General features: G+C 61.0%; 13 protein-coding genes. 4 read left to right on the forward strand and 9 right to left on the reverse strand.

Annotated features, from left to right (window positions below):
* The first annotated feature begins 95 nt into the window (after positions 1–95).
* Both LOH54_RS01605 and ppsA read left to right on the forward strand, forming a co-directional pair.
* Positions 96–1,493 carry an MBL fold metallo-hydrolase RNA specificity domain-containing protein gene (locus LOH54_RS01605; protein ID WP_231019957.1) on the forward strand — a complete coding sequence of 466 codons (1,398 nt, stop codon included), beginning with the start codon at positions 96–98 and terminating at the stop codon, positions 1,491–1,493.
* Positions 1,494–1,542: 49 nt separating this feature from the next.
* Positions 1,543–3,972 (forward strand): phosphoenolpyruvate synthase, encoded by a 2,430-nt coding sequence (gene ppsA, locus LOH54_RS01610; protein WP_231019959.1) that lies wholly within the window; start codon positions 1,543–1,545, stop codon positions 3,970–3,972.
* A gap of 57 nt (positions 3,973–4,029) precedes the next feature.
* On the opposite strand, the gene LOH54_RS01615 is transcribed toward ppsA, so the two are convergent.
* Both LOH54_RS01615 and LOH54_RS01620 read right to left on the reverse strand, forming a co-directional pair.
* Positions 4,030–4,443: a TOBE domain-containing protein gene (locus LOH54_RS01615; RefSeq protein WP_231019960.1), complete on the reverse strand. Its 414-nt coding sequence runs from the start codon at positions 4,441–4,443 to the stop codon at positions 4,030–4,032.
* Positions 4,444–4,541: 98 nt separating this feature from the next.
* Positions 4,542–5,810: an MgtC/SapB family protein gene (locus tag LOH54_RS01620; RefSeq protein WP_231019962.1), complete on the reverse strand. Its 1,269-nt coding sequence runs from the start codon at positions 5,808–5,810 to the stop codon at positions 4,542–4,544.
* Positions 5,811–5,877: 67 nt separating this feature from the next.
* Between LOH54_RS01620 and LOH54_RS01625 the strand changes: the two genes are divergently transcribed.
* Positions 5,878–6,834 (forward strand): LOG family protein, encoded by a 957-nt coding sequence (locus tag LOH54_RS01625; RefSeq protein WP_231019963.1) that lies wholly within the window; start codon positions 5,878–5,880, stop codon positions 6,832–6,834.
* A gap of 3 nt (positions 6,835–6,837) precedes the next feature.
* Positions 6,838–7,590, forward strand: coding sequence for a DUF6629 family protein (locus tag LOH54_RS01630; protein WP_231019965.1), 753 nt, complete (start codon positions 6,838–6,840; stop codon positions 7,588–7,590).
* Here LOH54_RS01630 and LOH54_RS01635 read toward each other — a convergent pair.
* The 7 genes from LOH54_RS01635 to LOH54_RS01665 form a co-directional block, all read right to left on the reverse strand.
* Positions 7,587–11,540 (reverse strand): HAD-IC family P-type ATPase, encoded by a 3,954-nt coding sequence (locus LOH54_RS01635; RefSeq protein WP_231019967.1) that lies wholly within the window; start codon positions 11,538–11,540, stop codon positions 7,587–7,589. The genes LOH54_RS01630 and LOH54_RS01635 overlap by 4 nt on opposite strands.
* A 12-nt stretch (positions 11,541–11,552) precedes the next feature.
* The gene (locus LOH54_RS01640) at positions 11,553–12,473 is read right to left on the reverse strand and encodes an EI24 domain-containing protein (RefSeq protein ID WP_231019969.1); all 921 of its coding nucleotides are present in this window, start codon (positions 12,471–12,473) and stop codon (positions 11,553–11,555) included.
* Positions 12,474–12,531: 58 nt separating this feature from the next.
* Positions 12,532–13,026, reverse strand: coding sequence for a nucleoside 2-deoxyribosyltransferase (locus LOH54_RS01645; protein WP_231019971.1), 495 nt, complete (start codon positions 13,024–13,026; stop codon positions 12,532–12,534).
* 181 nt (positions 13,027–13,207) lie between these two features.
* On the reverse strand, positions 13,208–13,726 hold the full coding sequence (locus LOH54_RS01650) for a permease (RefSeq protein WP_231019973.1): 519 nt from the start codon (positions 13,724–13,726) through the stop codon (positions 13,208–13,210).
* Positions 13,723–14,154 carry a permease gene (locus LOH54_RS01655; protein WP_231019975.1) on the reverse strand — a complete coding sequence of 144 codons (432 nt, stop codon included), beginning with the start codon at positions 14,152–14,154 and terminating at the stop codon, positions 13,723–13,725. The genes LOH54_RS01650 and LOH54_RS01655 overlap by 4 nt, the downstream gene beginning before the upstream one ends.
* A gap of 166 nt (positions 14,155–14,320) precedes the next feature.
* Positions 14,321–15,454, reverse strand: a complete 1,134-nt coding sequence (cydB, locus tag LOH54_RS01660; RefSeq protein ID WP_231019977.1) for a cytochrome d ubiquinol oxidase subunit II — start codon at positions 15,452–15,454, stop codon at positions 14,321–14,323.
* On the reverse strand, positions 15,454–16,992 hold the full coding sequence (locus tag LOH54_RS01665) for a cytochrome ubiquinol oxidase subunit I (RefSeq protein ID WP_231019979.1): 1,539 nt from the start codon (positions 16,990–16,992) through the stop codon (positions 15,454–15,456). The genes cydB and LOH54_RS01665 overlap by 1 nt, the downstream gene beginning before the upstream one ends.
* Between the last annotated feature and the right edge of the window lie 47 nt (positions 16,993–17,039).

Here is a 17,039-nt window from a genome sequence, read left to right on the forward strand (position 1 = left end):
GGTCAACACATAAAAATGATTATTTGGTTCAGGCCCGTTTGATCGTCCCGGCGGTTTAGTGCTATGATAGTGGCAGTGAAGCAAAAGGAGGGGAGATGGCGACGGTAATTTCCTACGGGGCGGCGGAGGTTGTCACGGGTTCATGCCACCTGCTTGAACTCGAAAACGGCAAACAGATCCTGATCGACTGCGGCATGTTCCAGGGCCGGGAGGAGGAGCGCAACGCGGAAGCGTTCGGCTTCGATCCGGCGCAGGTCGATTTTTTGCTGCTGACGCATGCGCATCTCGATCACTGCGGGCGGATGCCGAAACTCGTCAAAGAGGGGTTTACGAAGACGATCGTCGCGACACGGGCGACCTTCGACCTGGCCGAAGTCATTCTCCTCGACAGCGCCAAGATCATGCAAGAAGACCATGAAACCCGTTTTAAAAAGGCGCTGCGCCGCGGGACCGAGGGGGAGGTAAGCCCGCCGCTTTACGGCGAGGACGACGTCAGGGACGCCCTGGCCCTCACCCGCATCCTGCCCGAGTACGGCGAGCCTTTTACCCTTTGCAAGGGGGTGGAGGTGACCTACAGGGACGCGGGGCACATCCTCGGTTCCGCGTTTATCGAAATCGCCTACGAAGAGGCGGGGGTGACGCGGACGATCGTCTTTTCCGGTGACATCGGCAACGACAACGACATGGTACTGCCCAACCTCGCGCCCTGCCCCCATGCGGACTACCTCTATACCGAATCGACCTACGGCGACCGTGACCACCAAAATGCCCTGCAGAGCACGGAAGAGTTCAAAAAGGTCGTGACCGATACCCTGCTAAACTGGGGTAACGTGCTCATCCCCTCCTTCGCCGTCGAGCGGACCCAGGAGATCCTTTTTCTGCTGAAGCAGATGCACGAAAGCGGCGAACTGCCGCACTGCAAGGTCTTCGTCGATTCGCCGATGGCCATCAGGGCCACGGAGGTCTACGACCGCTACAGCGACCTGCTCAGCGCCAAGTGCCGGGAGGTGAAGGCGCGGGACGGGAGCGTCTTTGATTTCGAACTGCTCACCTACACCCTCGACGTTGGGGAGTCCAAGGCGATCAACCAGATCGACAGCCGCGCCATCATCATCGCCGGCAGCGGGATGTGCACCGGCGGCCGTATCCTGCACCACTTCAAACACCGCCTCTGGAACCGCAAGAATGCGCTGATCTTCGTCGGCTACCAGGCCGCCGGCACGTTGGGGCGCCGCATCGTTGACGGGGCAAAGTGGGTCAAGATCTACCGCGAAGATATCCGGATCGAGGCCGGTGTCTATACAATCAACGGTTTTTCCGCCCATGCCGACCAATCCGGCATCCTGGAGTGGATCAAGGGGATGAACAGCGTCAAAAACATCTTTCTCATCCACGGGGAAGCGGACAAAGAGGCGCTCTTCAAGGCGGCCATTGCGGAGAAGCTGCACAAAGAGGCCCATATCGTGGAGCAGAACGAGGTGATCTACCTGTAGCGCGGCAGCACAGGGAAGAGGCGAGGAACACTGCACTAAGGAGGAAGCGATGGCATATGTCAAATGGTTTGAAGCGCTCGGCATCGGGGATGTCCCTTCGGTCGGGGGCAAGAACGCGTCCCTGGGGGAGATGTACCAGCATCTCAGCGCGGCGGGGGTGCTCGTCCCCAACGGTTTTGCCGTCACGGCGGAGGCCTATGACGCTGTGCTCGAAGCGAACGGTGCCCTGGAGAAGCTCCATGCGCAGCTGGATGATCTCAACCCCGACGACGTCGCGCAGCTGCAGGCGCGGGGGAAGGCGTGCCGGGAGATCCTCTACGGATGCACCCTCCCGCCCGCGCTCGAAGCGGAGATCCTGGAGGGGTACGCGGCGCTCAGGCGCGAATACGGCGAGGACGTCTCCCTGGCGGTCCGCTCCTCCGCGACGGCGGAGGACTCCCCGGAGGCCTCCTTCGCGGGGCAGAACGACACCTACCTCAATATCGCCTCTGCGGAGGCGCTCCTGGACGCCTACAAACGCTGCCTTGCTTCGAACTTTACCGACCGCTCCCTGCACTACAAGTTTGACAGCGGTTTCGACTACTTCGAGGTCAAGCTCTGCGTCGTCGTGATGAAGATGGTGCGCAGCGACGTCGGTGCGAGCGGGGTGATGTTCAGCATCGATACGGAGACGGGCTTCCGCGACGTCGTCTACATTACCGGCACCTACGGGCTGGGGGAGAACGTCGTGCAGGGGACCATCGATCCGGACGGCTTCTACGTTCACAAGCCGACGTTTGACCGGGGGCACCGGGCGGTTTTGAAGCGGAGCCTGGGGAAAAAAGAGCTCGAGATGATCTTCTCCGAAGCGCTCAGCAGCGGCAGCATCGCCGTCGAGTATACGAAAAACGTCGAGACGCCGCCCGCCGAGCGGACGCGTTTCTGCATTACCGACGAAGACGTGATGGTCCTGGCCGATTACGCCATCAAGATCGAGCGGCACTACTCCGAAAACGTTGGCCACGACAAGCCGATGGACATGGAGTGGGCCAAGGACGGCATCGACGGCCGGCTCTACATGGTACAGGCGCGCCCGGAGACGGTGGAGTCGCAGAAGAAAGGGTCGATCCTCGAGATCTACCATCTGACGGGGGAGGGGGAGCTGCTCGCGACCGGACGCGCCGTCGGTACGAAGATCGGCAGCGGAAAGGTGCACCATATCCGCGATACGTCGCAGCTCGGCGAGTTCAAGCAGGGGGAGGTGCTGCTGGCCGATACGACGACGCCGGACTGGGAACCGGTGATGAAGATGGCTTCGGCCATCGTGACCAACCGCGGCGGGCGTACCTGTCACGCGGCCATTGTCAGCCGGGAGCTCGGCATCCCTGCCATCGTCGGTGCGGAAAACGCGACGGAACTGCTCAAAGACGGCCGGGAGGTGACGGTCAGCTGTGCCGAGGGGGAGACGGGACGGGTCTACGACGGCATGCTGGCCTTTGAGATTGAACGCACCGATCTCAGCCATCTCCCCAAAACGCGCACGAAGATCATGATGAACCTCGGCAACCCCGATCTCGCCTTTTCGCTGGCGCATCTTCCCGTCGACGGGATCGGGCTGGCGCGGATGGAGTTCATCATCAACGAGTCGATCAAGGTCCACCCGATGGCGCTGGTCCACCCCGAAAAGACGGATCTGGCCACAAGGGTGCAGATCGAGGCGCTCAGCGCCGCCTACGAGGGACCGGAGGATTTCTTTATCAAGCGCCTCTCCGAGGGGGTGGCGACGATCGCGTCGGCGGTCTACCCCGACCCCTGCGTCGTTCGCATGAGCGACTTCAAAACGAACGAGTACGCCACCCTCGCGGGCGGGCAGTTCTTCGAACCGCTGGACGAGGCGAACCCGATGATCGGCTTCCGGGGCGCGGCGCGCTACAGCCATCCCGCCTACGAGGAGGGGTTCGCGCTGGAGTGTGCCGCGATGAAGCGGGTCCGCGACGAGATGGGCTTTACGAACGTTATCCTGATGATCCCCTTCTGCCGCCGGGTCGAAGAGGGGCGCCGGGTCGTTGAGACGATGGCGAAGCACGGGCTGGTGCGGGGAGAGAACGGGCTGCAGATCTACGTGATGTGCGAGATCCCCAACAACGTCATCTCCATCGACGGCTTCAGCGAGGTCTTCGACGGCTTCAGTATCGGCAGCAACGACCTCACCCAACTCACCCTGGGCGTCGACCGCGACAGCGAGATCGTCGCCTTTGATTACGAGGAGCGGGATGAGGGGGTGCTGAAGATGATCGAGATGGCCGTCGAGGGGGCGAAGCGCAACGGGCGCCACAGCGGCATCTGCGGGCAGGCCCCGTCGGACTACCCGGAGGTCGCGGAGTTCCTCGTGAAGCTCGGCATCGACTCCATCAGCCTTAACCCCGACAGTGTCCTGACGACACTGCCCAAAATTATCGATCTGGAAGCGGCAGAGCAGGAAGCGCAGACGGGACAATAGCCGTTCCGGGGCATAAGCAACGGGGCTTCGCAGCCGTTGAAGGCTGCAAATAGAGTGTTACTGTGCGAGAATGATGGCGCTGGCTTTGATCAGCGCGTAGACGGTGTCTCCTTTGGCGACGTCAAGTTCCTTGGCCGCTTCTTCGGTGATGATCGCGGTCAGGACCGCGCTGCCCATGGCAAGTTTGAGTTCGCAGCTGACCGGGCCTTCGATTATGTCGCTGACCGTTGTCTCGATGACGTTCCGTGTGCTGATCTTGCCGGGTTTCTCTTTGGCGATCATGACGAAGGAGGCTTTGATGATGGCGTAGACTTCCGAACCGGCCGCCAGTCCCATCTCGGAGACCGCCTCTTTGGTAATGATAGCCTTGAGCGGGGTGCCTGCCACGTCCATCACCACTTCGCTGTTGACGGTTCCCCCGATGATCTCGGTCACCGTTGCCTTGATCTGGTTGCGTGCACTGGTTTTCATGAATTCTCCTCAAAATTAATGTATTTAGGAAGACAGTATCACCTATTTACCCTTAATGATAACAATGAATAATTATTTTTATTTAATATTCTTATGGATTAGAGAAGAAAGAGCTCGGTCAGAGAGAGCACCGTGGCCATCGAACCGAGTGTCAGGATGAAGAACTGTGCGGTGCGCCATCCAAGCTTCAGACCGCCTATCCAGAAGACGATGCCGAGTTTGACGAGCGAATTTGTCACCGAAGCGATGACGATGCCGTTCATGGCGGTGCTTTTGACAAGTTTGCCGTCCTTGCTCAGTTCCGAGAGCGAGAGGGTGATGGCATCGACATCGGTAATACCGGAGATCAGTGAAACGATGTAGACGCCGACATTGCCGAAGCGGTTCTCGGTAAAGGCGATCGCCCCGTAGATGACGCCGAAGATCAGGCCGAATTTGATCGCTTCGCTCAGCTGCAGCGGGTTTTTCGTGATCGCTTCGTTCTCGAGATGGATATCGGCACTCTGCGAACGGGTATAGAGGTAATAGGTGAAGAGCAGGCCCACGGCCGTCGCGGCGAGGAAGGCAGGGGCGAGGAGCTTGGCGAGGGCGGGATAGATGACGGCCGCTTCGAAGAGGACGCGCAGGTACATGAAGGTACAGGCGACGGCCACGCCGGCGGCGTAGTTGTTGAGCAGGCTGAACTGATTTGCGAACATCTTGGAGAGCGATACGGCCACGCCCGTGGAAGAGACGAGCCCGCCGGCGGCCCCGGTGATGAAGAGCCCGCGCTTGTGTCCGAAGAGCTTGACCGCGGCGTACCCCACAAAGGAGATGGCGGCGATGATGACGGCCATCAGCCAGGTCTTGTAGGGGTTGAAAAGTTCATAAGGGCCGATCATCTCGTTGGGCAGCACCGGCAGCACGATGAAGCTCATCGCCAGCAGCAGGACGGCGGCGTTGATGTCGGTGGAGGAGAGGTGCGCTTCGAACTCCCGCAGACGGGGTTTGATCTCGAGGAGCACGACCATCAGTACGGCGATGAAGATGGCGTAGGGCTCGAGGGAGGCATAGACCATCAGGCCCAGGAGAAAGGTGACGACGGCGGCGACCTGGGTCGTCATCCCCGTCTTGTGAAAGCGGGTGACCTTGAGGTAATAGGAGAGCCCGACGAGGAGGCCGACGACCGCCGTCGCGGCGAAGACGAAGCCCGGGACCGTCTCGCCGAGCCAGCTGGCGAGGTAGCCGATAAGGGCCAGCAGGGCAAAGGTCCGGCTGCCCGCGAAGCTCTGGCCGCTTTGGGGCATGCGGCTCATGGTGCGCTGCATGCCGATCATGAACCCCAGCAGCAGCGCGATGACCATCGATTTGAGAACGGCGTATTCCATAGAAGGATTGTACCATGTAGACGCGGATGCATGCTACAATGGGAGATCGGAGTTGAAAGAGAAAGCCATGAAGAAAAACCATGATAAAAAAGCGTTCCGCAAGCTGCTGAAACGGCACCAGAAGCCGTTGCCGTGGGAACACCCGAAGCCCAACGAGGACGACCCCAAAGCACATAAACGCGTGAAGGCCATCATGGCCCACGACAATTTTATCCAGGCGGACCGGGACCCGAACTTTCTCCGGCGCGACGAGGTGCGGGGCGTGCGGCTGGAGGTGGACTACTTCAAGCCCGAGCTGCTGCTGCGCGAACACGGCATCGAACACACCATCGTCGTCTTCGGCTCCACGCGGATCATGGAGGAGGCGGAGGCCAAGCGCCTGATCGAGAGCCTCGAATCGGAACGGAACGCCAAAGACGGCGAGGCCCTTGAAAAAGAGCTGGGCATTGCGCGGCGGATCCTGGCCAAGAGCCACTACTACGAGACGGCCCGCGCTTTCGGGAGGATCGTCGGCCGCAGCGGCAAAGGGCCCGAAGATACGAAGATCACCCTGATGACAGGCGGGGGGCCGGGCATCATGGAGGCGGCCAACCGCGGGGCTTTCGACGTCGGGGCCAAATCGATCGGCCTCAACATTACCCTGCCCCATGAACAGTACCCCAACCCCTACATTACCCCCGAACTCTGCTTCCAGGTGCACTACTTCGCCATCCGCAAGCTCCACTTTCTGCGGCGGGCCAAAGCCCTTGTCATCTTCCCCGGCGGCTACGGGACCCTGGACGAATGTTTCGAAGTGCTGACCCTGGTGCAGACACGCAAGATCGACCCGATGCCCGTCGTCTTCGTCGGCGAAAGCTACTGGCGGGGGATCATCAATTTCGAGATGCTTGTCGAGGAGGGGACGATAGACGAAGAGGACCGGGAACTTTTCGCATTCGCCGAAACGGCTGAAGAGGCGTGGGAGGCGATTGTGAAATGGCATAAAAAATGCGGCTCGACGCTCATTCACGACCTGAAAAAGTAAGCCATGTTCTTTGCCATTATGAACTTTACGCTCTCCGGTGCCCTGGGCGTGATCGGCCTGCTGACGCTTCGGCGGGTCAGCGAGCCAAAAGAGGTCGTCTTCGCGAGCCTGCCGCTGCTTTTCGCCCTGCACCAGTTCACCCAGGGGTTCGTCTGGCTGGGCATGGACGGGTTGATCGAACCGCGCGCGCTGGAGATGGCGGAGAGCATCTTCATCTTCTATGCCCAGGGGCTGCTGCCGTTTCTCGTGCCGCTGGCGATCTGGCTGCTGGAGCCTTCGGGATGGTACCGGAGGGTGATCGGGGTGCTTCTCGTACTGGGCGGCATTCTGGCGGCCTATACGCTGTGGGGACTCTCCGTACAGCCGACGTACGTTGCGGTGAAGCACGACGCGCTTGTCTACGTCAACGCGTGGACGCAAAAGGGGTGGATCAACATCGCCTATATTCTCACGACCTGCGGGCCGCTGGTCCTGAGCAGCAGCGTCTCCGTACAGCTCTTCGGATGGTTCAACCTGATGGGCCTGGTGGGCATTACGCTGTGGAAACCCTATGCCGTCACCTCCGTTTGGTGCCTTTATGCCGCTGTTGTCAGCATCATGCTCTACTTCTACTTCGTTGAGCGCCGCATTGCGTTCTTGCAGGAGATCCGGCGCAAAGAGACGGAGTGGAGCGGGGCGCTGATGCAGGAACTCTCACACCTTGAACGGCATTTCCCGCGCGTGCGCAGAGTGCTTTTGCACTATCGAAACCTTTAGACCTCCGCCGGAAGGCCGTTGCGCCGTCCCCACCACTCCAGCCACTTATAGAGTTCGACGATGACGAAGAGCGGCAGCGCGATCTCGAAGATCAGCAGCCAGTCCTGCCAGCCGAGCGCAACGGTATGCAGGGCTTCCTGCAGAAACGGCACGTAGACGGCGGCGGCCTGCAGCGAGACGGTCGTCACCCAGGCGCCGAGCAGCCAGGGGTTGGTAAAGAAGCCGATGATCGGCATCGGCGCATGCAGGCTGCGGTAGTTGAAGACGTTCATCTTTTCCAGCACGATGATCGCCGTGAAGGCGACGGTCTGCGCCAGCATGACCGCCTGTGGCTCCGCCATGCCGGAGGCAAGATAGTAGTGGAATATCCACAGCGTTGCCCCGGCGATGTAGGCGCCCAGCAGCAGGATCATCAAGATCCCCCTTCGCTGCAGGAAGGTGCTGTTCCCTGCCCGGGGAGGGCGCTGCATAAGCCCCTTTTCCGCGGGCTCCATGCCCAGGGCGACGGCGGTCATCCCGTCGGTGACGAGGTTCATCCAGAGGATCTGCACGGGCAGGAGCAGCAGCGGGCCGCCGAGCAGAATATTGATAAAGATGGCGAGGACCTCCCCGATATTGGAGGAGAGGAGGTAGGTGACGAACTTTTTGATATTGTCGTACTGGCGCCGCCCTTCGCGCACGGCGTTGACGATGGAGGCAAAGTTGTCGTCGAGCAGGAGCATGTCGGAGGCCCCTTTGGCGACGTCCGTACCCCGCATCCCCATCGCGATGCCGATGTCGGCGCGCTTGAGCGCCGGCGCGTCGTTGACGCCGTCGCCCGTCATCGCCGTCACCATCCCTTCGCGCTGCAGGGCTTTGACGATGCGCAGCTTGTTCTCGGGTGTCGTCCGTGCAAAGATCGCTTCCGCCTGCAGCGCCGACGCGAGGGCCGCGTCGTTCATGGTCGCCAGTTCTGCTCCCGTGACGGCCCGCGGCGGGTGCATCCCGATCTTCTCGGCGATCGCCATGGCGGTCAACGGGGCGTCGCCGGTGATCATGACGACGGCGATGCCGGCGCTTTTCGCCGTGCGGATCGCCTCGGGGACTTCCGGACGCGGCGGGTCGATAATGCCGGCAATGCCGAGCAGGACAAGCGCTTGTTCGACCGCGTCGGGATCGAGCTTCGTCTCCGGGGCGAGGGTGCGCGTGGCCAGGGCGAGGGTGCGGAGACCCGATGCGGCGAGGGAGGTGTAGGCGGCTTCGAAGCGGCCGCGCGCCTCGGCGTCCAGCGGGCGAATTTCACCGTGTTCGAGATAGGAGGCCGCGCGCGCAAGGAGGACTTCGGGCGCCCCCTTGACGTAGGCGGCCCTGGCCCCATCCTCGTCGATCACCGTCGTCATTCGTTTGCGCTCGGAGTTGAAGGAGAACTCGCTGACGATGCGGACGTCCGCCGGCGCCATCCACGCTTTGTAGGCGGCGGTGATCAGGGCGGCCTCGGTCGGTTCGCCGGTGATTCCCCACGCACCCGCTTCGCGGTGCAGTGAGGCGTGGTTGCAGATCAGCCCCGTTTTCAGCAGCGCCAAAAGGTCGGCACGGCCCTTGTAATCAATTTTGTGTCCGTCGGCCTCAAAATGGCCGGCGGGATCATACCCGCTGCCGGTGACGGTCACGCCGCCACCGAAAAGCCAGATCTGCTGTACCGTCATCTCGTTCTTCGTCAGCGTTCCCGTTTTGTCCGTACAGATGACGTCGGCGCTGCCGAGGTTCTCCGCCGCCTGCAGGCGCCTCAGCAGGGCGTTTTGGCGCACCATCGCCTTGACGCCGAGCGCAAGGGTGATCGTGACGACGGCGGGCAGTCCCTCGGGGACGACGGCGACGGCAAGGGAAATGCCGGTGAGGAACATCTCCATGACCGGTTTGCCGAAGAGGTAGCCCATGATCGCCACCAGCGCCGAGACGGCGACGGAGAGGATACCGAGCCGTTTACCCAGGACGGCGAGCCGTTTCTGCAGCGGAGTACGGGTCTGTTCGACCTCGCTGGTCAGCCGTGCGATGCGTCCGAACTCCGTCGCCATGCCGGTGCCGGTGACGATCCCCCGCGCATAGCCGTTGGTGACATTCGTCCCCATCCAGACCATGTCGCTGCGCTCGGCGAGAGGCGTCGCTTCGGCGATGCTGTCGGCCGATTTGCCGACGGAGGCCGATTCGCCCGTGAGGGCGGATTCGTCGGCTTTGAGATTGACGGCTTCGAGCAGCCGCAGGTCCGCGGGGACCCTGTCGCCTATTTCGAGCAGGACGACGTCGCCGGGGACAAGCGCTTCGGCGTCGATTTCGCTCCGGCTGCCGTCGCGCAGCACCTTGCAGCGCGGGGAGAGCATCTTCTGCAGCGCTTCGATCGCCTTTTCCGCCTTGAACTCCTGGACAAAGCCCAGCAGGCCGTTGAGGAGAATGATGGCGAGGATCGTGATCGTATCCCCGATTTCGCCGACGGCAAAAGAGACGACTGCCGCCGCGGCAAGGATGAGGATCAGCACATCGGTGAACTGGCGCAGCAGGATCGAACCCCACCCCTCTTTGCGGACGGCCTCGATACGGTTGGGGCCGGCCTCGGCGAGACGGCTCTTGGCCCGGGCGTCATCCAGCCCCGTGCCGACATCCGTGCCCAGCAGCGCGGTGACCTCCGCGATCGCTTTGGCGTGCCACGGCGTCTGCGTTTCGGTGATCACGATTCCGGCCATGGGAGCGGGCACGACCTCCGCACCTCCTGTGATCGCGCTCCTCCAGCGGGAGACGATGAAGATGAAGAGCAGGGGGACGGCGATGGTCGAGAAGGAGGAGGCGGCCACCAGGGCGGTAAAGAGCTGGAGGTCGATCAGCTGGGCGTCAAAGAGCAGCTTGGCGACGATGATCTCCGTCGTCAGCCGTACGTTCAGGCCGATACCGATGGTCAGGGCCTCTTTGAAGGTCAGTTTTTTCATCGGCACCATCAGGAGGATGCCCGCCGTCTTCCCGATGAAGTCGGCTAGAAAGAGCCCGATGGCCAGATGGGGAGCCGCACCCAATCCCTCGAGGTCGATGCTCATCCCGATCCAGAGGAAAAAGATGATGCCGAAAAATCCGTAGCTGACGGCCCGGACCGCCTTGGTCGCCTCCGCACCGGTTTTCGTCGCCGCGGTAAATACCGGCCGCATCAGCATCCCTGCGACGATGGCCCCGACAACCAGTCCCAGCCCGACATACTCCGCGAAGCCGCCGAAGATAAAAAGGACGATGATCATCAGGAGGATGAGGTTGGGGACTTTGATCTGCAGCCAGCGGGAGAGGGGGACGAGGACCAGGCTGCGGACGCCCCAGGCGACGGTGATGAAGATGGCCATGTTGGTCACGATATGCACGACTTCCATCGAATCGGAGGTGATGATGCCGCTGCGCTCCCCGACCCAGACGGAGACGAGCGCGACGAGAAAGACCTCGATGACGTCGTCCATGACCCCGGCGCCGACGATGTAGTTGCCGACCTTTGTCCGCAGCAGTCTGAATTCATCGACGATTGGGACGATGACGGCTTCGGCCGTCGGCATCCGTGTCAATCCGATAACGACGGCGATGAGCCAGCCGTAACCGAGGTAGAGCATAAACCCCAGGGCGAGGAGGAAGGGAACGGAGGTGTTGAGCACCGTGGCGATCAGGATATCCTTCCCCTGGCGCCGCATCGCATTCGTGTCGATCTGCAGGCCGATAAAAAAGAGCAGGAAAAGGACGCCGAGGTCCGCAAGGACGGTGAAGACGGCACCGTTGACCCCCTGGGTCAGCATCGGTTCGATCGGCGTATAATGCGCCCCCATCGCCACGAAGAGCGCCGAGAGGATTCCCGGGATCTTCAGCCGTTCGAAGAGGCCGGCGAGGAGATAGGTCAGTGCGAACAGCAGCGCGAGCAGCAGTAAAAAGGTGCCGAGGGTCTGATCGTTCATCCCGGCCCCGGTCTAGGGTTTGCTTTTGAGCCCGACGAGGTAGCGGAACATCATGATCTCCCCGATAAAGGGACCGGCGAAGTTGAGCAGGGGGAAGAAGTTGAACAGCGCAGTGACGGCGGCCACGGCCCAAATGTGCTTGTCACCCTTTTTGATCAGGCGCAGCTCCTTGGGGTTGAAGAAGAGTGCCCCGACATCGTAGGTGAAGGTGTCCTTGACCAGCCAGATCCACAGCAGCAGCTGGACGAAGATATTGAGCACCGGGACGAAGAGCAGCGGCATCAGCACCAGAGAGGCGGCAACAAACAGGAGGGTGTTTCTGGCGGTGTAGACCAGCGAGCGCAGTTCGGCTTCGCTGTGCACGTCCTCGTAGGGATAGACCTCTTCGCGGATGCGACGTAGCAGCACCGGCGAGTAGAGGCTTGTAAAAAAGAGCATGGTGATGATGGCGGCGTTGTAGAGGAAGTAGAAGATCAGCAGGGTACTGACCCCGTTCTCGACGGTATCGAAGGGAAGCATGGTCAGCAGCTTCAGCACGCCGTCGTAGATGGTGCTCCCTTTGAAAAGCCACACGACGGTCCAGAAGATCGTGGCGCCCAGCAGCAGCCAGACGGCGGCCTTGGTAAAATCTTTTTTGGGAAGATCGCGGTAGAGCGTCACCGTCAGCAGCAGCGAGAGCAGGGCGACGGTGAGCATAATGGCCTGGACCCAGAGGAAGGTCGAGAGCATCCACGCCCCGTTGGAGCGGAGCATTGCAAAGGGGAGCCATTCGACGAGACGGTCGCTGAAGGTGAGGAAATGTTCCCAGTAGAGCATCCCTATGATCGCCCAGATGCCCGCAGCCACCGTGGCGAAAATGACGAGGACGATCATCGTCCGCCGCCGCAGCACTTCTTCCATGCCGTCCAAAAACCCGTCGAAAAGCTCACGCATCGCAAATCCTTTTTCATAGGTGCCGTGAAATATTATAGCACCGAATACTTTGGGTGCGTCAGCAGAAGCGCTCCGCGATATGGCGCAGGCAGCCGCGGGGATTGTCTGCCACGAGCGTGTGGGCGAACATCAGGTTGTGCGACAGGGCGAAGGACTCGATGCTTTTGCCCTCCAGGCACTGCACGGCGTCGGATGCCAGCCGCTGATGTTCCCGGAGGCGTTCGAGCATGTGGCGGCGGTCCGCGGCGTAGGCGAAGACCGGCTTGCCGAGCGCCTCGGCGAACCCGACCTCGTAGACGGTGCCCGAGTCGGGTTCGAAACCGCGGAAGGGGTTGAGGTTCGCCATGACGATGTCGGCCCGGCGGATGAGGTCGATGTTCGCTTTCCGGATCGCTTCGGCGGTTTTGTGCGGGTGGTCGAAGGCTTCGATGGCGTTGTCCAGGGGGAAGAGCCCTTCGAAGCCGTGCTCGCTGCAGAGCTGCTTGAGAGCCTCGCCCGCGGCAAAAGGGTCGGGTTCGAAGACGTCGGGGCCGGCGAGGTAGATGGTTTTCATTGTTTTCCTTCTTGATGAGGTGCTTTGTTCCCCTTCTTTTTTGCTTATCCAAAAAAGAAGCCGAACCGGGAAGAAAAAAGGATAAAAGGCTGCCGCTCTCGGGCACTGCCATGCCTAGGTGATCCGCTCGACCCGCTAACTACCGTTTCGGCCTTGACGGAAAAGCAGATGTTGATACTCTTTACGTTTCATGCTTTACCAGTATTTTATCGGCAATGATCCCCTGCAGCCAGGCGCCCAGTAGGATGTAGAAGCTAAGCACAAGGGTGAAACCGATGCCGAAGTAGCTGATCATGACGGGGAGCCAGGGGAGTTTGATGGCCCGGGCGTAAAAGAAGGCGACGATGAGGCCGTCGCGGGCCCCCTGGCTTCTCAGGTCGGCGAGCATGGGGTACCAGACATACCCGGGGCCGTGGCTGAGGATCCCGCCGAAGAGGGCGATGAACCAGCCGCGAAACCGCGAACCCTTGCCGAGGTGTTTCGCGATGCTTTTGGGTTTCAAAAAGGTGTTGAGCAGGGCGGTGAGAAAAAAGACGACGAGCAGGATCGGCAGGATCTTGACCAGAATGCCGAAGCTCTCTTCGGCGGCGAGGAGCGTCTTCTCCGGGGCGAACAGCGCCGCCATGCCGTAGAGCAGGAGGGTAACAACGAGTAGGACGCAGCCGTTGCACTTCGGCTTTTTGGGGGCATTCTGTTTCATGAGAGCCCCTGCAGCGTCAGGGCGGTCGCGACGCCGATCAGCATCGCGAAAACGAAGCTGAGCAGGTTGCGGACAATGGTGAAACGCCGTCCGAAGAGGGAGGCTTCGAGCGGCAGCTGAATGATCCCGAGCGTCACCCATGCGAGGATAAAGGCGGTGACCGCATAAAGGGAGATCCCCTGGCCGAGCAGCTCGCCGCCGATAATGTAGCTGATGACGGGCTGGCCGATGGAGATCCCGCCGATGACGGTCCCGATCAGGGTGTCAAGGAAGGCGGAGCCGCTAAAGAGTGCGCGGAGCATCTCCGGGGAGACAAAGGCCTGGAAGAGGCCCACCAGGGCGATGACGGCCAGGAGCATCGGCGTCATGGCGGCGAGGGAGCGCAGGGCCTTGCTAAAGGCCTCTTTGGCGCGGGAGTGTTCTTTCATACTGTGATTGTATCGAAACCCCTTCCCCAAATGGGGTCACGACTGCTCTTTTTCTCGGCGTGCGATCTCGTCGACGTTGAGGCGGACGAAGCGGTAGCTGACGTAGATGATCAGCGGCCAGGATGCAAACCAGATGAGTGAAGATGTGTAGTCCATACCGTACTCCTTAATAGTTGTGCGCGTCGGGCGCGGTGATCTCTTCTTCGGTGATCTTGACCCGGTCCATCTGCCGCCACGCGTAGGCGATGTAGGCGAGGACGAAGGGCACCATCAGCGAGACGTAACTCATCACGGTCAGCGTGTAGTGGCTGCCGGAGGCATTCTCGATGGTGAGCGAGTGCTGGATGTCGTGCGTCGAGGGGTAGAAGGCCGTGCCGTTAAACCCGACGGCGAGCAGCACCGCCATAACCGTCAGCACGATCCCGACCCCGTTGGTCCAGGCGCAGCAGCCTTTGCCGCGGAAGACCGTGTTGAAGACGGAGAGCAGGACCATGACGACCCCTGCGAGGAACATGATGCCCACAACGGGCATTTCGATGAAGTTCCAGAAGTATTTGTGCGGTACCATCGACACCGTTTTGGTGGCGGCGTCGTAGGCGAAGCCGTCTTTGAGGAAAACCCAGGCGACGAAACCGAGGAAGAAGGGCAGGAACCAGACGATGTTACGCTTGATCATCATACGCGCCTTGGCTTCGATCGGCGCATGGTCGATGCTCGAGATGAAATACATCCCCGCCGCGATCCGCACGAGGAAGAGCAGGGCGAAGCCCAGCAGGTAGTTCATGGGGTTCAGCAGCGCTTCAAGGCCCCGCGCAGCCCCCTGCCAGTGGACGAAGTTGCTCTCATCGAGGGCGAAATCCGCACCGCTGAAGAAGGTGCTGATGGCGATGCCGAGCAGCACGACGCCGAGGCTGCCGTTGATGTAGAGGAACGCTTCGTAGGTCTTCTGCCCCAGGACGTTGTCGGGTTTCTTGCGGTACTCGTAGCTGACCGCCTGGATGATAAAACAGAAGAGGATAACCATCCAGACCCAGTACGCCCCGCCGAAGCTCGTGGCGTAAAAGAGCGGGAAGGCGGCAAAGAGCGCCCCGCCGAAAAGGACCAGGGTCGTGAAGCCGAGCTCCCACTTGCGCCCGAGGGAGTTGACGAGCATCGTCTTTTCCGTTTCGTTGTCGCTGAGCTGACTCAGGAGGGTCTGGCCCCCCTGGATAAACATGATATAGACAAAGAGTCCGCCCAGCAGGCTGATGATGATCCACCAGTACTGCTGGAGTTGAAGGAGTGTAAGTTGCTCAAACATCAGTGGTGTCCTCCGTCGGGTCCGATTTTGATCTGGCGGAGCATGATCTTGATCTCCGCGACGAGCAGCGCTGTAAAGAGCGCCGCGAACATCCAGAAGGTCGTCTGGACGCTGCTGCTCGAGATGTCCGTCATCGCGATGCCGACGGGCAGCAGGTCCTGCACGGCCCAGGGCTGGCGGCCGACCTCGGCGACGATCCAGCCCGCTTCGGCGGCGATGTAGCCCAGCGGGATCGACCAGATGGCGAGCCAGAGCAGTTTGCGGAATCGGGTGATCTCGTTGGCCATCGTCAGGTAGAGCAGGACAAGGAAGAGCAGGATGAACCAGCTGCCCAGTCCCACCATGACGTGGAAACTGTAGAAGGTCAGCGCGATCGGCGGGACGATATCTTCGGGTTTCTCGAGGTAACCGTAGCCGAAATCAGCGATGTTTGCTTCGAGCACCGTGCGGGCTTCGGCCGCAGCAGTGTCATCGCCCGCTTTTACGGCCGCTTTGTACTCCTTGAACGCCGCAACCGCTGTCTTGCCGCGCTCAATCCGCGCCTGCGCCGGTTCGATGCCGTGCTTCTCGTTGCCGTAGACGAGGTCGTCGAGGCCCGGCACGAAGGCGTCGATATCGTGGTAGCCCAGGAAAGAGAGGGCGTAGGGGATTTCGATGTCGCCGTAAAACTCGTGGCGGTCGTCGCCCAGCTCTTTGTCGATGTTGAGGATGCCGAAGGCGATGATGCCCGCGCGGGTCTCGCCTTTGTAGAGCCCCTCCATGGCGGCCAGTTTGACCGGCTGTTTCTGCGCGACGTTATAGGCGCTCTCATCCCCGCTCAGTGCGAGGAAAAGCGAAACAAGCAGGCCGAAAGAGGCGCCGACGACCATGCTGCGCTTTGCGATCAGCACGTCGCGGTTCTTCAGCAGGTACCAGCCGGAGATTCCGACGACGAAGAGCCCGGCGATGACGTAGCCGCTGCTGATGGTGTGCAAGAACTTCGACATCGCAACCGGGGAGAGAATGACATCCCAGAAGGAGGCCATCTCGTTACGGGCGGTGTCGGGGTTGAAGGCCATGCCGACGGGGTACTGCATCCAGCCGTTGGCGACAAGGATCCAGAGGGCGGAGAGGTTCGAACCGACGGCGACGAGCCAGGTGGAGAGGAGGTGGAACCCTTTGCTCACCTTCTCCCAGCCGAAGAACATGACGGCGAAGAAGGTCGACTCCATAAAGAAGGCGAGGATCCCCTCGACCGCCAGGGGCGCGCCGAAGATGTCGCCGACGAACCAGGAGTAGTTGGCCCAGTTTGTCCCGAACTCGAACTCCATGATCAGCCCCGTGGCGACGCCGACGGCGAAGTTGATGGCAAAGAGGGTCATCCAGAACTTCGTCGCCCGCTTCCACTGCGGGTCGTTCGTGCGGACATAGAGCGTCTCCATGATCGCGACGATAAACGAGAGTCCCAGGGTGAGCGGGACGAACAGGAAGTGGTAGATCGCCGTCAGGGCAAACTGGGCCCGTGCCCAGTCAACGCTTGCGGCCGTTTCATACAGCATTAATTATCCTTTTCATTTTCATTTTTGTCCTGTTCTCGACACGCCTC

It is taken from the genome of Sulfurimonas sp. HSL-3221, from assembly GCF_021044585.1.
GTDB lineage: Bacteria > Campylobacterota > Campylobacteria > Campylobacterales > Sulfurimonadaceae > Thiomicrolovo > Thiomicrolovo sulfuroxydans.

What these genes read in the sequence shown, in the direction of transcription:
- LOH54_RS01640 (WP_231019969.1), bottom strand. Translation starts at nt 12,473, where the DNA reads ATGCGTGAGCTTTTCGACGGGTTTTTGGACGGCATGGAAGAAGTGCTG.
- cydB (WP_231019977.1), bottom strand. Translation starts at nt 15,454, where the DNA reads ATGTTTGAGCAACTTACACTCCTTCAACTCCAGCAGTACTGGTGGATC.
- LOH54_RS01665 (WP_231019979.1), bottom strand. Translation starts at nt 16,992, where the DNA reads ATGCTGTATGAAACGGCCGCAAGCGTTGACTGGGCACGGGCCCAGTTT.
- LOH54_RS01650 (WP_231019973.1), bottom strand. Translation starts at nt 13,726, where the DNA reads ATGAAACAGAATGCCCCCAAAAAGCCGAAGTGCAACGGCTGCGTCCTA.
- LOH54_RS01620 (WP_231019962.1), bottom strand. Translation starts at nt 5,810, where the DNA reads ATGGAATACGCCGTTCTCAAATCGATGGTCATCGCGCTGCTGCTGGGG.
- LOH54_RS01630 (WP_231019965.1), top strand. Translation starts at nt 6,838, where the DNA reads ATGTTCTTTGCCATTATGAACTTTACGCTCTCCGGTGCCCTGGGCGTG.
- LOH54_RS01645 (WP_231019971.1), bottom strand. Translation starts at nt 13,026, where the DNA reads ATGAAAACCATCTACCTCGCCGGCCCCGACGTCTTCGAACCCGACCCT.
- ppsA (WP_231019959.1), top strand. Translation starts at nt 1,543, where the DNA reads ATGGCATATGTCAAATGGTTTGAAGCGCTCGGCATCGGGGATGTCCCT.
- LOH54_RS01655 (WP_231019975.1), bottom strand. Translation starts at nt 14,154, where the DNA reads ATGAAAGAACACTCCCGCGCCAAAGAGGCCTTTAGCAAGGCCCTGCGC.
- LOH54_RS01615 (WP_231019960.1), bottom strand. Translation starts at nt 4,443, where the DNA reads ATGAAAACCAGTGCACGCAACCAGATCAAGGCAACGGTGACCGAGATC.
- LOH54_RS01625 (WP_231019963.1), top strand. Translation starts at nt 5,878, where the DNA reads ATGAAGAAAAACCATGATAAAAAAGCGTTCCGCAAGCTGCTGAAACGG.
- LOH54_RS01635 (WP_231019967.1), bottom strand. Translation starts at nt 11,540, where the DNA reads ATGAACGATCAGACCCTCGGCACCTTTTTACTGCTGCTCGCGCTGCTG.
- LOH54_RS01605 (WP_231019957.1), top strand. Translation starts at nt 96, where the DNA reads ATGGCGACGGTAATTTCCTACGGGGCGGCGGAGGTTGTCACGGGTTCA.